This is a genomic window from Candidatus Poribacteria bacterium (assembly GCA_016866785.1).
In the GTDB taxonomy this organism is placed as follows: domain Bacteria; phylum Poribacteria; class WGA-4E.
In genome coordinates this window covers 1-16,199 of sequence record VGLH01000025.1, presented here as the reverse complement: position 1 = coordinate 16,199, position 16,199 = coordinate 1, and the positions used below count along the sequence as shown (strand labels likewise).

Below are 16,199 nucleotides of genomic sequence, written 5' to 3'. Positions count from 1 at the left end.
GCCGACCGTGGCGATCACGCCAAAGGGCACTATGACGACTGGACGTAAGACCAAGACGATCCTCATCGTCGACGACGAAGAGAACATCCACTTCGCGTTCCAGCGCGTGTTGGGCGACAGTTACGCGCTGCTGAAGGCGACCTCTGGCGAGGAGGGTCTTGAGGCGATCCGTACGCAACCGCCGGACCTGGTCATCCTGGACATCAAGCTGCCGGGAATCAGCGGATTGGACGCGCTCGTGGCGATCCGCGAGAGCCATCCTCTGCTGCCGGTCATCGTGATGACGGCGTTCAGTTCGACGCGCCACACCATCGAGGCGATGAAGCTCGGAGCGTACGAGTACTTCATCAAGCCGCCTGAGATGCCGAAGATGCGTCAGAGCATCGACCAGGCGCTGGCGGATGCCGAACAGCGTCAGGCGACGACGCGCAGCGGCGCGTTCGCCGTGCCGTCTACAGAGCGCGCCGATGAGACGGACAATCTGATCGGCTCGTCGCCGCCGATGCAGGAGGTGTACAAACTCATCGGGCGCGTTGCCGAGACCGACGTGACCGTGCTCATCACGGGCGAAAGCGGGACCGGCAAGGACCTGGTGGCTCGCGCCATCTGGCGCTACGGGCCCCGGGGTTCGCGGCCGATGATGCCGATCAACTGCGCGGCGATTCCAGAGAACCTTCTGGAGAGCGAGCTGTTCGGTCACGAAAAGGGCTCGTTCACTGGCGCAGACCGCCAGCGCATCGGTCGGTTTGAGGAGTGCGACGGAGGGACCATCTTCCTCGACGAAATCGGCGACATGCCGCTGTCGCTCCAGGCGAAGCTGCTGCGCGTGCTCCAGGACGGCGAGATCACGCGCGTGGGAAGCCAGCGAACGATCCGCGTGGACGTTCGCATCATGGCAGCCAGCAACAAGAACCTGCAGGCGGCTGTCGAGCGGGGGCAGTTCCGCGAGGACCTTTTCTACCGTCTCAACGTGGTGTCGATCCAGTTACCGCCGCTGCGGGAACGCGGGAACGACGTCGAGGAACTGGTGCGGTACTTCCTCCTTCGGTTCGGGAAGGAGCTCGGCAAGACGGTGGATGTCGTCAGCGACGACGTCATGCGGTTCATGAAGTCGTACCCGTGGCCCGGGAACGTCCGGGAGCTCGAAAACAGCCTGCGGCGAGCCGTGCTGCTGAGCAGAGGCGGCACGATCACGCGAGCGGACTTGCAGCTCGAGAGCGACGCTCCCGTCGCGGCGGTTCAGCAGACGGTGACACAGTCACCTGAGCAGATGTTGATATCCGGGTTGGACTCAGTCCTGGCGAGCCCGCCGACCGAAGGAGCGCTTGCGTACATCGAGCGTCTCTTGCTCACGCGCGCCCTGGAACGGCTCAAGGGGAACCAGAAGCGGGCAGCGGAGCTCCTGGGCATTGCTCGCAACACGCTGCGGAGCAAGATGGACCGGTATCAGATCGGCAAAGACGTGCTGATCTCGCGCCGGACCGATGAGAGCTAGCCTGTCAGAGGGAGGTCCATATGCGGCAGTCCAAGAAGGCGGACGAGGAAGGTTCTGAGGATGGCCGTGGCCGTCGGTTCCGCGATCCTAGTCTCTACATCAATCGCGAGTTGAGCTGGATCGAGTTCAACGGGCGCGTACTCGGCGAGGCTCGTGACGTCGAGAAGCCGTTGCTAGAGCGGCTCAAGTTCGTCGCCATCGTCTCCAGCAACCTGGACGAGTTCTTCATGATCCGGGTGGCTGGCGTGAAACGGCTTGTCGCTCTCAACAGCACGCAGGCTGGGCCTGACGGGCTCACGCCCGACGAGCAGTTCGCCGCGATCTCCGAGAACTGCCACAAGCAAGTCAGCGAGCTCTACACATGCCTTCTGCACGAGCTCCTACCTGCCCTGCGCGAGGAGGGCATCTCAATCCTCGAGATGGGGGAGTTGACCCCGGAACAGGCTGCATGGGCTGAAGACTACTTCCACCGGCAGGTGTTCCCGGTCCTGACGCCACTCGCCATCGATCCGGGCCACCCGTTCCCACAACTCCGCAGCGGCACCCTGAACCTGGCGATCCGGCTTCTCGGACCCAACCGCCGACAGGACGCGCCGTACTTCGCCGTGGTTCAAGTGCCGCGAGGCTTGTCTCGGTTCGTCCGTCTACCGGGCGGCGGCGACCAGTTCGTGCTCCTGGAAGACGTCATCGTCCAGCACGTCGCCGAGCTCTTCGAGGGGCTGCAGCTCGTCGATGTCCATCCGTTCTGTGTCACGCGAGACAGCGACATCGAGATCGACGAGGAAGAGGGCGAGGACCTGCTGGAGACGATTGAGGACGAGATCCGCAAGCGCGACAGTTCCGCGGTCGTCCGGCTGGATGTGACGTCCCGGTGCTCGCGCGATCTGGTGCTCCAACTCACCGACGACCTGGAGATCATGCCGGACGACATCTACGCCGTCGAAGGCCTCCTCCGACCCAGCGATCTGATGGGTCTGGCTCTATCCATCGACCGACCCGACCTCCTGCATGCGCCATTCGCAGCGCACTTCGTCTCCCAGCTCCGGGGACAGCGCGATATCTTCGCAGCGATACGGGAGCGCGATATCCTGCTGCACCACCCCTACGAGTCGTTCGAGCCCGTGATCCGGTTCGTGGAGCAGGCAGCGGATGATCCGAACGTGCTGGCGATCAAACAGACGCTCTACCGAACCGACGGCGACTCGGCGATCATCCAAGCTCTAGTGAAGGCTGCCCAGAACGGGAAACAGGTCACAGCCCTCGTCGAACTCAAGGCGCGATTCGACGAGCGAGCGAACATCACCTGGGCGAGGCGTCTCGAAGAAGCCGGTGTCCACGTCGTGTACGGACTCGTCGGTCTCAAGACCCACTGCAAGCTCCTGCTGGTCGTGCGACGAGAGGCTGGCGAAGAACGCCTGCGACGCTACGTCCACCTTGGAACCGGCAACTACAACTCCTCCACAGCCCGGCTCTACACCGATCTTGGGCTGTTGACGTGCAACCTGCAGTTCGGCAGGGACGCATCCCGTATCTTCAACATCCTGACCGGCTACTCGGAGTTCCCGCAATGGCGCCGGCTATCGGTCGCTCCGCTCGGGCTGCGCGACATGACCGTCGACCTGATCGGTCGAGAAGAGGAGCATGCCCGCCAGGGGCGTCCTGCCAGGATCATCGCCAAGATGAACTCCGTCGTCGACGCCAAGATCATTCAGGCGCTCTATCGGGCTTCGTGCGCTGGCGTGGAGATCGACCTGATCGCTCGCGGCATCTGCTGTCTCAGACCTGGGATCCCTGACGTGAGTGAGCGGATCCGAGTGCGGAGCATCGTCGGACGGTTCCTCGAACACAGTCGGATCGTTTACTTCCACAACAACGGCGACGAGGAAGTGTATCTATCCAGCGCCGATTGGATGCCCCGGAACTTCCTGCGGCGGGTCGAGGTGATGTTCCCCATCGAGGACCCCGGGCACCGCCAGCGTCTCATCGATGAGGTGCTCGGCTTGGGACTGCGCGACAGCCGAGGGGCTCGCGAGTTGCACGCGGACGGGTCCTACACGTGGCATCGGGAACCGATCGGAAGCCGTGTCGATAGCCAGGCGGAGTTCCTTTCGCTTGCGGAATCGCAGCATCGGATCCACCCACTGCGACCATTCAGCGCCGACTTCCTGCTCCGACAACCACCCGAATTTTGAACGTCAGACGCCCAAACCAGGTTTGTTCCGCAGAGCGCGTTGCGCCTGTCCACGCCGGAGCCATGAATGCGTTCCCGCTTAAACGACCCGACACCGTGGGGCGCACTGGAAGGGGCGGACCTGCGATGGCGACAGCTCCGAGGCGCGGATCTGCAGGGCGCAGTGCTTCGGGGCGCGAATGCTCGCGGCGTGGACTTGTCGAGCGCTTTGCTCCAAGGCGTTCGACTCGAAGGAGCCGATTTGCGGTGGTCCGTGCTCGCCAGAGCGAGCTTGCAGGAAGCCGTTCTCACTCGTGCGGTTCTGGAAGACGCCAACCTTGTCAGAGCCAATCTGCAGAACGCGAAGATGACCGGCGTCAACCTCCAGTGGTCGATGTGCGCCAGCTCGAGCTTGCAGGGAGCCGACCTCGCAGGTTCGCATGTCCGTGGCGCCGACTTTAGAGGGTCCCGGTTGGACTACGCCCGTCTCGAGGACTCGGACTGGGACTGGGCGCAACTGGACGGAGCCCATCTGGTCGGCGCGATGGCATCGCGCGTCACGCTCCGATACGCGGGCTTGCGCGAGGCGCGTCTCTGGCAAGCCGACCTATCCGGCGCGACCGCCCACCACGCGCGCCTTTCCGCTGCCGGGTTGGCAGGCGCGCAACTGCGGGACGCCGATCTCGCCTCGGCGGATCTGACCCATGCGCTGGCTTCGATGGCGTGTCTGCGGAGGACCAACCTGCGCGGAGCCACGCTCGTTCGCGCCGATCTGCAAGAGGCTGACCTGACGGGCGCGGATCTGACGGGGTGCGACCTGCGGGGAGCGCAGCTTGTCGGAACGATCCTCACGGACGCCGACCTGACCGATGCCGATGTCACTGGGGCGCTCTACTCGCCAGATACCGCCTTCCCCCCGGCTTTCGACCCACTCGACCACAAGATGGTGCTGCAGCGCTAGGTTCGTCAGAGAACCCGATGGCTGCCTCGATCCGGCGTCTTCTCGATGCGGATCACCTGCTCCACCACGGTGTCGAACGTATCGTCGTGGCTGATCACGAAGAGCTGCGGGCACACGTTTCGCAGGTCGGGAAGGGCGGCGGCGAGATGCGCGCGCCGGTCGCTGTCGAGGTTCGTGGTCGGTTCGTCGAAGACGGCGAACCCGAGATCCGACACGAGGCGAAGCAGGGCGAGACGCACGGCAAGCGCAGCCGTCATCTGCTCGCCGCCGGAGAGTTGGCGGAACACGCGCTGCCGCGATGGGCCCGTCTCGCTGGTGCGCAGGTTGATGTCGTAGTCCGACGTCCACTCCAGATCGGCGGCTTCCTTGGCGAGCGTCCTGTAGATTGCTGTCGCTCCATCGCTGACGCGTCGAAGGTACGCCTGGGCGATCCGCTCTCCCGCACGGCTCAACACGCGGGTGCGGACGAACCTGGAAAGCTCGCGAATACGCTCGTGCTGTTCTCGTCGGGCCCGAGCATCGGCGAGTAGGCGCTCGAGGTCGCTGAGTCGGGAAGCCTTGTCATGGACCGTTCGCAGCTCGAGGTCCAAGCCAGCGATCGCGCCGCGCTCTTTCTCGGCATCGCGCACTAAGCACCGGCTACGCTCCGTCGCTTCCCGAAGATCCTCCTCGCGGAAACGCGACGCAATGTCCTCGACTGTCGCTTGCGCCGCCTTGTGCTCTCGGTCTGCGGCGGCGGCGGCTGACTTCGCCTGCTCGTGGAGTCGTTGACGTTCGGAGAGCTCGGCGGCGATGCCACGGTTCTCAAGGAATCGGGTGTATCCGGGTGACAAGTCTCGCTGTTCCGCTTCGACGGACGCCACCAGTTCGTCAATGCCCTGATATGCCGTGACTCGTTCCCTTGCCGCATCCAGGTCGCGCTGATAGGAGCCGATCCGTGCGACAAGCTCGCGCTCTGCCTGCTCGTGCCGGGCGCGTTCGTTCTCGGCTTGGCGCATCTGGAACGAGAGCCGATCCATCTCCGCCTGGGCAACTCGCAGTTCGTCTTCGAGACGGCGCGCTTCGAAGAGCTCGCGTTGCGCGGCCGACAGCGCACCGTCGAGCCTTGATGCCCAGTCGTCGTACGCCGCTTCCACCTTCTGCCGCGCCTGCGCCAGCGCCTCGCCAAGCCCCGTCAGCTCGTCCGATTCACGCGAGTCCAGCACGGACTGAAGGCTCCCGACTTCGCCGAGCAGCGCGTCGAGCTCGCCGCGCGCCTTCGGGTCCGGCGCCAGCTTGCGGAGGGCGTCCGCCAGAGACGGCGCCGCCTCTGCCCATTCGTCCCACCGCACGCGTTCGAGTTGCGATCTGACGCGCGCGACCAGCGACTCTCGCTCGCGGACGGCGTCTTCGCGGCGGTCGTGCGCGCGATCCAGGCGCGAGAGGCGCATCCGGGCGTCTGTGGAGCGCTCCAGGGCTTCGCTGGCATTGGCGACGTCGAGTGTCCGCTGTTCGACCTCGGACTCCAGCAGTCGGAGCTCGCGGACGAAATGCGTCGCCAAATCGCCTTCGACGTTACGGCATGGCTCTCCCAGGATCGGACATAGCCCATCTGCCGCCAAGTCGAGGTTGCACCGAGCCTGCTCCTTCAAGGCGGACACGCTGCTGAGCGCCCGGACAGCCTCTTCCTTCTCGCTGACGCGCGCGCCTTCCGACGCGGCGATCTCGGCGACGTCGGGTCGCTGGCTCAGCTCGGTATCGTATCGGCTGATCTCGGCGTCGAGCACAGCCGCGGAGCGAACCGCTTCACGCGCATCGGTTTCGATCTGCGCCAGATCGTGTCGAACGGCGCTCAGGGCTCGAAGCGAATCGTTGGCTCGCTGCAAGCCGCTGATACGATCCTCGATGGTTTCGGCTCGGGTGACTTGCCGCTTCTCGAGGTCGTTGAGAGCTTGTTCCGCGTTCGCACGAGCTCTTGAGGTCGCGTCGCACGTCGCATGGGCGTCCGCCAGAAGCGCCCTCGTACGCTGTAGCTCATTCTCCGCCTGGTCAGCCCGTTCGGCGGCACGCGCCAACTCAGCTCGCAGCTCGCTGGCCTGACGTTGGCGCTGGCGCAGGTGCTCCAGCCGTTCCATCACGCGGAGATAGCGCTCGTGCGCTGGGCGGGCGTCCTCCAGGGCAACCGCTGCCTGTTGAGCTTCCTCGAGCCTAGCGGATGCGGCTTCGGCGCGCGCGCTGGCATCCGACAAGGTCGAGTGCAGCTCGAGCGCCTTTGCCCGAGCGGAGTACAGTCGCTGTCGAGCGGCTTCGAGGTTGGTGACGGCTTGCTCGGCTTCGGCGCATCGGCGATCCAGGTCCTCTACCGCTGCCTTCCGGCTCTCGATCTCGGTTTCGATGCGTTCGATCTCAGCGCGAATGCCCTCCAGCGACGCAGCCTCTTCACTCACGCGCGCGATCTGGCTTCCAAGCTCGGCGAGGCGATCCGACAACCGGGAGTCGATCCCGGACGTTCGCTCGAACGTCCGTTTGTAGGCGGCGACGCGGAGCAAGGAGTCGAACGCCGCCTTGCGTTGGGAAGGCGTGTCGAGGAACGGAGCGGTGAACGATCCTTGCGCGGTTCCGACGACCTTGGCGAACAGCTCGCTCAGCGGGCGGTCGTCGACCGAAGACAGCAGGTGCTGCCTCAGGAAGAACTCGGCGTCAGCCGCGCCGTGGGCGATCTCGCGGTCGTCCGTCGCCGCATCTCGGATCGACCACGAGCTGGACGCTGTGCGTCCAGACACGCGGATGGCACGCTCGGCAATGTAGTCACGGTGATCGTTGGCGCGGAACCACACGCGCACGTCGCCACGGGTCTGACCTTCCCGGACGAACCGGGCGAGATGCTCAGGCGACGCTCCGAACAGCGCGAATCCGATCGCCTCGATGATGCTGGTCTTGCCGGCCCCGTTAGGACCGCAGATGAAATGGACGCCCCCGCCGAACTCCAGCGTCTCGTCGTGGTAGCTTCGGATGTTTCGGAGATGGACTTTGTGAACCAGCATCGCCCTGGGCTCTACCGGGTTTGCCGCCGGCGACTGTCAAGCTCGCCGCCCATACGCCGCAACGTGGGTGAGCGAAAAGACCTGTTCGGTCGCGCCGCAGGTCGAGAAGTATTGCTCTGGAATGCGGAGCACGGTCGCGTAGCTCGCGAACCGTTCGCAGACGGGCCAGTTGCTTCCGAATACGAGCCGCCCATCACCGAAGGAACCCCGAAGCACATCGAGCGTCGGCGCATAGAAGCCCGGATCGGACGGCGCAGGGCTCAAGCCAGTCGCCTCGACCATGCCCGACACCTTGCAGAACACGTTCGGCGTGTCCGAAAGACGCTCGATGCCGTCTCTCCACCCAGGGTTCGGAGCCTGACCGTCGACGCGCACATGCGCGATGTGATCGAGGACCATTCTCAGACGCGGGAACGCCGCAGCCAGTCGCCGGACGGCGGGCAGATCGTCGGCTCCGGCGAGGAGGTCCAGCGTTAGGTCCTGGTCTGCCAACGCGGCGAAGACGCGGAATGAGCCATCGTCCATCGCGCGATGCAAAGCGGCAGACCCGATGCGGAGCCCTCGGAACATCGGATTCGCTCCCAACCGCGCCAGGTCATCCAGGACTTCCGTTCCCGTGATGTCGAGGTTCCCGATGAAGCCGACGATATAGGATTCCACCGCAGCCAGGCTGAGGATCCAATCGTTGTCGTCGCGCCAAGGGCTCGCTTCGACGACAACGGTTCCTGCGATCCCGAGCGGTTCGGCGAGCGCCCGCAGATGTTCCGGCAGAACCGTTCGGTAGAGCACGGCGTCGTCCTTGGGCGGCCACGGAACGCCTTGCGGACGGGTCGGGTCGTAGAAGTGCGTGTGCGTATCGACGATCAAGGCGGTCATCCCTTCATGCCCGTCAGAGTTACTCCCTGGATGAAATAGCGCTGAGCGACGAAGAACACGACGATGACCGGGATCGCCATCACGGTCGCCGCCGCCATTAGCATTCCGTACTCGTTCGTGTGCAGCGACTGGAACATCTGAAGCCCGAGCGAGAGCGTCGTGTTGCGCTCACTGCTGACGTAGATGAGAGGGCCCAGGAAGTCGTTCCAAGCGCCCATGAACTGGAAGATGGCGATTGCCGCGAGCGCCGGTTTGACGAGAGGGAGCATGATGCGCCAGTAGATGCCGAAGTAGCTGCATCCGTCGATCTTCGCAGCGTCCTCCAAGTCGCGCGGCACTCCGAGCAGGAACTGCCGCAGCAGGAAGATGAAGAACGCGCTCCCGAACAGCGACCCGATCCAGAGCGGGTGGAGCGTGTCATAGAGCCCGAGCCGCCGCATGATGAGAAAGACAGGGATCATCGTGACTTGGGGCGGCAGCATCATCGTGCTCAACAGGACGAGGAACGTCGGCTCGCGCAGGGGCCATCGCAGACGGGCGAACCCGAAGGCGGCCAGAGAGCACGAAAGAAGCTGCGCGACGATGCTCAACGCCGTGATCTGGACCGTGTTCCTGACAAAGAGCCAGAAGCGAACGAAGGTCGAGGCGTCCTCGTAGTTTCGGGCGAACTTCCGCCAGATCGCTTGCCAATATGGAGTTCGGTGTAGCGTCAGCGTGACGCGCAGATTGCCGGACAAGCTCGCGCCGGCGGAGCTGGTGGCTGGCGACAGTTGGATGTTCTCGCGTTCGTGCGGGAGCGGGTTGCCGCGAACCTGGAGCGTGACCTCCTGCCACGTGTAGTTGCGTAGGACGATGGGCTCGCTGCTCTGGTAGGTCGCGCCGCTCACTTCGACCGAGGCGGTGAAGTGGTGGTACGACTCATCCCCATGCACTGGGATCGTAATGGCGCGGACCTTGGCAGGATCGATGGGCAGCTTGGCGTCGGCGTAAAACAAGCCCACGACGGAACGCTGGAGAGTCCTCTGGTAGTTCGTCCAGAGCTCCGTGCCAGCGTTGACGTCGATTCCCGGAGCCACTGCCCGTAGCTCCCCGCGCGCCACGTGCCAATCCATCCGTTCGAGCGCGTAGTCGCTTTGGTCGAGCGCCTGAATGGTTGGCGCGCCGATCCTGACCGACCGGTAGACCGAGCTCCACGCCGCGGCGACCTTCTCCGGCGTCACGCGCGCGGCGACCTCCGTCACGATCCTCGATGTGGGCTGGCGCCAGAGCTCCTCGGGCACCTCGCCGATGACTCGACGCCACAGGTCGCGAGTCATCGTGCGACGGATATCGTTGCGGAGCGGATCCGGGACCTCTTGTTTGGCGATGGCAGGCTGAACCGCGTCCCACAGCACCGGTTCGAGGCGGTCCCTCAGCGCGTCCCAGTCGCGCCGGCTCAGCGAGCCGGGTCGGACGAAATCGGGCGTCTCAGCGACCGCGATGTACGGCGTGCGATCCACGCGATATGGCAGGCGCGGAACGAGTCGGGCGAGCCAGCTCTGGCTCTCGGCGAACACCTCGCGGTCCCACTTCACGCTCGTCGCGACGAGCCACACGAACGGGAGCGCAAAGACCGCCGCCCCCACCCAAAGGGCGACGTGCAGCACCACGCGTTGCGCGGTCGCGCTCCGGGTCCTCCGTCGGGTCGGCGGAGCGGCGTCTGAGGTCATGGCGTGTCGTCCGCCTCGTAATGAACCCATCGTGGCGCGAGCCGAAGCTGGATCAGCGTTAGCGCGAGGACAATCGCGAAGAGGATCCAAGCCATCGCCGACGCGTAGCCCATGCGGAAGTACTGGAACGCGCTGTTGAAGAGGTAGTAGACGTAGAAGAGCGTCGCGTCCGCCGGTCCGCCCTGCGTCATCACATAAGCCTGCGTGAATATCTGGAAGGTTCCGATGATGCCCATGATGAGATTGAAGAAGATGTACGGGCTCAGCATGGGCAGCGTCACGTGGACGAACCGTTCCCAGCGGTTCGCGCCATCAATGGCAGCGGCTTCATAGAGGTGCGAAGGAATGCCCTTGAGCCCTGCGAGCCAGATGATCATACTCGACCCGGCGCTCCACAGCCCCATCAGGATGATGGCGGGCTTCGCCAGAACCTGCTCCTGCAGCCAGTAGAGCCCGCCGGCTCCCGCAGCGCGCGCGAGCCAGGTCAGAATGCCCTCGACCCGCAGGAAGCGGAGCCCTGAGTTCAGCAGTCCACCGTCTGGGTTGAGGACCCAGATCCAGAGCACCGAGCTCGCGACGACCGGGACGATGGCGGGAAGGTAGAACACCGTCCGGTAGGCAGCCATGCCGCGCACATCCGCGTTCAGCAGGAGGGCGATCCCCAGTCCGACCGCCATACCGATGGGAACTCCGAGGACCATGAACGCCGTGTTGCCCAACGCCTTCCAGAACACCGGGTCGGCGGCGAGCAGCTCCCAGTAGTTCCGCCACGCCACGAACTCGGCTCGGTGGAGCACATCGTACTCCGTGAAGCTGATGAGGATCGACGCGACAACGGGTCCTGCCGTGAAGACGGCGAACCCAACGAGCCACGGAGAGACGAACGCGAGACCCGCCAGCCCTTCGAGCACGCCGCGTCGATGCCACGCGCCAGCGCGCCGCCGGTACGCACGCGCGACGAGGAACGCGCCGGCAACGATCAGCGCCGCCAGAATTGCCGCGACAGGCAGACCCCATCGCATCGGCACGCCGCCCGTGTCGCGATGCAGACGATCCAGCTCCCGCTGGACTTCGCGCGTTCCGAGCTGCAGAGCTTCCTGGGACGAGTACTCGTGCCTCGTCGCGCGTTCGAAGGCGCGCGCGTGCTCGTCCCACAAGAGTTGACCGACTGGCGTGACGGGGCGGAACCGACTGGCGGGCATCATGTCCGCTGCGAGCCGCGAGTATTGCTTGAACGCCGGGGGCAGGTACGGGCTGCGCTCGACGAACTGGGCGTACACGACATCGTTGATTCGCCGGTTCGCCGACATGTCCGGCACGTAGAGCCGTCCGCGAGCGCGATTGTAGCGGTCGCGGACCCGGTTCATCAGGAGCGTCGCTTCTTCGCTGACCATCCACCGGATGAACTCCCACGCGACCTCGGGATGGGCAGCGCCCCTCGGTATCGCCCACGAGAACCCGCCGGACCATGTGATCGGCGAATCCTCTCGCCCGGGCGGCATCGGGGCAGGGGCGACGCCGAAGTTCAAGTCGGGCATATAGCGCGCGATGTTGCCCAACTCGCCGTTGGTGTTGATCTTCATCGCGAGCCGACCCGTAAGGAACGGATCGAGAGCCCCGGGCTGGAATGTCGAGACGACGCTCTCGACGGCAGGTCTGCCTCCGAGCGCATCGTAGACGTCGGTGATCCAGTCCAGCGCGTCGGCGATGCGCGGGTCGTCCAGCGTGGCGCGGCTACCATCCGGGCTCATGAACTCGCCGCCGTTCTGCCAGCCATAGAGGTAGAGCCAGCTATTGCCGTAGTTCGGGATGAAGCCCACGCGTTCCATGTTGCCCAGTTCGTCGCGCGACGTCAGTCTGACTGCGTATTCCTTGAGCTCGTCCCAATTCTTCGGGGGTCGAGTCTCGCCGTGTTCGTCGACGTAGCCCGCCGCCTTCAGCAGGCCTTTGTTGTAGAAGAGCAGCCGGTCGTCGGTGCTATTGGGGATCGCGTAGACCCGCCCGTTGTAGACCGCCTCCTGCCAGCAGGCGGCGAAGTAGTCTTGCTCGCGGATCGCCAGGGGATCGTCGGGCGATTGGGCGTTGAGGAAGTCGTCCAGAGACAGGAAGGCGTCGCGCGCCGCCCACCCTCCGATGGAGAAGCGGTCTTGGTTGATGACATCGGGTGGCGCGCCGCCGGCGATCGCCGTCATCAGCTTCTGCGGGTTCATCCGTCCGCCCTGGACGGACTGCACCAGCCGGACCGGACCGAACTGAGCGACGCGGCGCGTGTCTGCGTTCCAGCGGCGCTCGAACTCGTCCATCGCTGCGATCCGACCGATCTGGGATTCGCCTTCGCCGAGCCCCCACACAACGAGCTCGACCGGTGGCTGCGCGCCATCGCCTTGCGCGAGGGCCCGCGAACCATATCCCACGGCAATCGAGATCAGGGCGGCGAGAACGAGTCGCGTCGGCAGGTTCCGTCGGGGCATTCGGTGTGCAGACCTTTCGGACGGGACGTCGCGGGGTGGTCGGAATCTAGCACGCGCAGCGGCAGTGGTCAACGCGACGCGAGCGGCGGTTCCTCGCCTGGTTGCGCCCCCGCCCTGCGCTTGGCTAGAATGCATCGTCCTCGGAACGGAAGGCAGGCGCGACTTGGGCTCCAGCCGAACCCGACACTCGATGAGTCTCCGCCTTACTGGAGCCGCCCTGTGCGCCGTCTCGGCTCTAGTGACCGGCTGCGGCGTCGCACCGGAGATGACCGACGCGTACAACGGTTACGCCATCGATGCCGCGCGTCACGGACTGTGGCTCGAAGCCGCGTTGCGGTGGGAGCAAGCGCGCTCGATTTCGCCGAACGATCCGCGCATCGCCAACAATCTGGGCGTGGCGTACGAATCCCAAGCGCGTTTCGACGATGCACTCGCGGAGTACCGCCGAGCCGTCGCCCTAGATCCTGGGAATGCCGACTATCAACGGAACCTTCGTCGCGGCGAGGCGCATCGGACCCGCGCGGCTGAGCTGCCTCCGCCGCCGGACAGCGACGCGTCGGATGACCCGGGAGACGATACGGACGAGGCGGAACCCCTTCCATGAACCGGCGCTTGCAGGCACGAAGTCGACGGCTGGCAATCTTGCTCTGTGCCGCGTGGGCACTGGGATGCGGATCGTCCGTCGTCGTGCCGATGCGCGTGCGCGTCGGGTCTGAGGTCGATCTGTCCCGGTATCGCCGGATCGCCGTCTTGCCCTTCGTAGACCAGGACAACCGGCTGCAAGCAGACGAGCTCGACGAGCTGACCACGATGGTCCGGCGCAGCCTGACGCGAACCACGAATCTGCCGATTGTGCCGGCATCGACCACGAGTGCCGCGCTGTCTCGCGAGGAACTGACGGCGGAGACGCTGCGCGACCCTGAATACATCCGGTCGTGGGGCGGCATGCTCGAGAGCGACGCAATCGTCGCCGGCATCGTGCGATACTACAGCGTCGCGTCGCCGCGCCGTCAGTATGTGGAGCGGTACTCCTACCAACAGCAGCGGTACGTCACGGACATCGAGACGCAGATCGTTCGCACCCACTACGTCAGCGTCGAGCTGGCGGTGTGGAACGCGGAGTCCGGCGAAGTGGTTCTGCCGTTCACACGCCGGCGGCAGTTGCAGCAGCAGGAATCGGTTGTCGGCTACGTCGTGCGTGAGGTCGCCGGGCAGTCCAGCGTTGTGGGGCGCTTGATCCGCGCCCCGGTTCGGGACTTCCTCCGTCGGGTGGCGCCGCACTACGAAACCGAGGAAAGGTACCTGGCGCGATGAGCCCAGTCCGTCAAAGAGGCTGGCTTGCGGCCCTGCTGGGCGCAGTTCTGATGCTGCCGCCCGTGACCGGGGCATCGCAGGAGCAGGTCGTCGCGTCTCCTGAGACCGCGCCAGCCCAAGATCGCCCGACGGCGCGGAGCTCCTGGCAAGCGATCCGTACCGACAAGGTCGTCGTTCTGTACCCGGGGCACGCGCGAATCGTCGCTGAGGCTGCCGCCGCAGCCGCCGAAGCGTCCATCGCCGACATCGAACGTCGGCTGGGGATGACGTGGGCAGGACGTCCGACCTGGATGGTTCTCCCGTCGAGCCGGTTCCTGGCGGAATCCCAGATACCCATCGCGTCGGAGAACCCCGAAGGCGCGCTCTGGACGCGGCACGTTCGGCGGCGGCGCATCATCGTGTTCGACGGCTCCTACGCGGAACTGCGACGCGACGTCACCCACGCGGCAGTCCACGAAGCCGTCGCCAGGATGCTGAACGCCAGGTCGAGCTGGCTCCGTGGGCGGCTGCGCTCACACGCCCCGGATTGGCTGACGTACGGTCTCGCGCTCTACTTCGCAGGAGAACCGTCGGCAGGCGGCGAACTCATCCTACGGGGCGCGAGCCTGGGGAACCGGTTGCTGCCCCTCGATGAGCTGACGGACTTCTCCAAGACGGACCTGCCGCTCGCGGCGATGCACTCCTACTCCGCCGTGTCGTACGTGGCGGGTACGTTCGGCGAGCCCGCGCTGGGTGACATCGTCCGACTGCTGAGTCAGCGACGAGGCATCGACGAGGCTCTGATCGAGCGAATCGGGCTCGATGGGGAACGCCTCACCCAGCGATGGCACCGTTCGCTGAAGAAGCGGTACTGGCCTCTGATCCGGTCGAGGCAGACGCTCAACAGCGTCGCTGTGGAGCTTCGCCCGGAAGGCGCCGAGGTCGTGTCTGACCCAGCCTGGTCGCCCACCGGCGAGGTCATCGCTTGCGTGGCAAGGACGGGCCGCACCGACGAAGTGTGGCTGATCTCCGCACGCGACGGGAAGCGCGTTCGATCCGTCACGTCGCATTCCGCGAACCGTCAGTCCGGCATCGACACGCGTGGCAGGGCGCTGGCGTGGTCTCCCGACGGTGACCGCCTCGCGTACGTGGTGCACGAGGCGAGCGGGACGTTCTTGGACGTCACCAACGCCGTCACGAAGCGGCGTACCCACCATCTCCGCTCCCCGTTGGACGACATCTGGTCTCCGGTCTTCCGAAGCGATGAGGTGGTTGTCGTTGCGGGAGTTCGGCTCGGTCAGTCCGACCTCTATGAGATCGACCTGACTCGCGGACAGTGGGTTCGGCTGACGGACGATTCGGCGTTCGATTCGGAACCTGCCCTGGACCCAGCGTCTCGCGCCCAAGTGCTCTACTCCTCGGAGCAGGACGGCGTGTCGCGGATCGTGCGGCTCGACCTAGCGACGCGACGCTCGGAGACGCTCGTCGAGGGAGCCGGCGTCGGGTCTCCCGCGTGGGCCCCGGACGGCGGGTCGTTCGTGTTCACGGCTGACCTCGACGGCACGCGAGACGTCTATACGGCGTCGTCCGACGGTTCGGGGATCAGCCAGGCGACGAAGCTGCTCGTACCTGCGCAGGAACCGTCGTTCTCGCCGGACGGCCGGCGGCTGTCTTTCTCCGCGCAAGCGGACGTAGGCGTATCGATCTTCACGCTTGATGCCGGAGAGCTGCTCCGCGAGCCTGTGGAACGCGAGTCGTTCGCCGAGCACATGCCGGAGCGCCACAGTCCGATGGAGCCTCAAGTCGAGTCGGCGCGGGTACCATCGGTTCCTGAGCTGGATCGGTTCGGGCTTCTCCTGGCGACCGATGACGACGGCAGACCCAGAGCGTCCCTTCGCGCCGACCTGTCGGGCTGGACGGGAGGCGTCCGTGGCTACGCGATGGTGACACCGGTGTCCGTGGGCGCGCCGGATGTCGGTCTTGGCAGCCTGTGGAACCGATCCGGTATCGCGTTCTCGGTTGGGGCGGGAAGTCACACGGCGTTCCACGCGACGGGCCCGGGAAGGGACAGAGCATCGGAGCGCGAGTGGTCTGTCGTCGCAGGAGCTGCGAGGCGTCTGGGCGCTTCCACGAACCTGTCCGCGAGCCTCGGTGCATGGCGCGGATCGCTGCCGCCATCATTCCTAGGGGTTCCCGGCGGA

Annotated in this window: 10 protein-coding genes; 6 read left to right on the top strand and 4 right to left on the bottom strand. The window is 65.4% G+C overall.

The window, feature by feature from the left end:
* Nucleotides 1–7 precede the first annotated feature (7 nt).
* The 3 genes from FJZ36_05610 (at nucleotide 8) to FJZ36_05600 (ending at nucleotide 4,626) form a co-directional block, all read left to right on the top strand.
* On the top strand, nucleotides 8–1,495 hold the full coding sequence (locus FJZ36_05610; GenBank protein ID MBM3214373.1) for a sigma-54-dependent Fis family transcriptional regulator: 1,488 nt from the start codon (nucleotides 8–10) through the stop codon (nucleotides 1,493–1,495).
* Nucleotides 1,496–1,515: 20 nt separating this feature from the next.
* Complete coding sequence (gene ppk1 / locus FJZ36_05605) at nucleotides 1,516–3,687, top strand: polyphosphate kinase 1 (protein ID MBM3214372.1); 2,172 nt, start codon at nucleotides 1,516–1,518, stop codon at nucleotides 3,685–3,687.
* 66 nt (nucleotides 3,688–3,753) lie between these two features.
* The gene (locus FJZ36_05600; protein MBM3214371.1) at nucleotides 3,754–4,626 is read left to right on the top strand and encodes a pentapeptide repeat-containing protein; all 873 of its coding nucleotides are present in this window, start codon (nucleotides 3,754–3,756) and stop codon (nucleotides 4,624–4,626) included.
* Nucleotides 4,627–4,631: 5 nt separating this feature from the next.
* Here the strand turns inward: FJZ36_05600 and FJZ36_05595 are convergent, their stop codons facing one another.
* From FJZ36_05595 to FJZ36_05580, 4 genes are read right to left on the bottom strand one after another with little or no spacing between them, the layout of a single operon-like run.
* The gene (locus tag FJZ36_05595) at nucleotides 4,632–7,649 is read right to left on the bottom strand and encodes an SMC family ATPase (GenBank protein MBM3214370.1); all 3,018 of its coding nucleotides are present in this window, start codon (nucleotides 7,647–7,649) and stop codon (nucleotides 4,632–4,634) included.
* Nucleotides 7,650–7,685: 36 nt separating this feature from the next.
* On the bottom strand, nucleotides 7,686–8,525 hold the full coding sequence (locus FJZ36_05590; protein MBM3214369.1) for an amidohydrolase: 840 nt from the start codon (nucleotides 8,523–8,525) through the stop codon (nucleotides 7,686–7,688).
* On the bottom strand, nucleotides 8,522–10,234 hold the full coding sequence (locus FJZ36_05585; protein ID MBM3214368.1) for an ABC transporter permease subunit: 1,713 nt from the start codon (nucleotides 10,232–10,234) through the stop codon (nucleotides 8,522–8,524). Before FJZ36_05585 ends, FJZ36_05590 begins: the two co-directional genes overlap by 4 nt.
* A complete protein-coding gene (locus FJZ36_05580; protein ID MBM3214367.1) occupies nucleotides 10,231–12,840 on the bottom strand; it encodes an extracellular solute-binding protein in 2,610 nt (869 codons plus the stop codon). The genes FJZ36_05585 and FJZ36_05580 overlap by 4 nt, the downstream gene beginning before the upstream one ends.
* 55 nt (nucleotides 12,841–12,895) lie before the next feature.
* On the opposite strand from FJZ36_05580, the gene FJZ36_05575 reads away from it, so the two are divergent.
* The 3 genes from FJZ36_05575 to FJZ36_05565 all read left to right on the top strand — a co-directional run.
* Nucleotides 12,896–13,309 (top strand): tetratricopeptide repeat protein, encoded by a 414-nt coding sequence (locus FJZ36_05575; protein MBM3214366.1) that lies wholly within the window; start codon nucleotides 12,896–12,898, stop codon nucleotides 13,307–13,309.
* Nucleotides 13,306–14,019 carry a hypothetical protein gene (locus FJZ36_05570; protein ID MBM3214365.1) on the top strand — a complete coding sequence of 238 codons (714 nt, stop codon included), beginning with the start codon at nucleotides 13,306–13,308 and terminating at the stop codon, nucleotides 14,017–14,019. Before FJZ36_05575 ends, FJZ36_05570 begins: the two co-directional genes overlap by 4 nt.
* On the top strand, nucleotides 14,016–16,199 hold a 2,184-nt coding region (locus FJZ36_05565; GenBank protein MBM3214364.1), incomplete at its 3' end, for a hypothetical protein. The genes FJZ36_05570 and FJZ36_05565, both read left to right, overlap by 4 nt.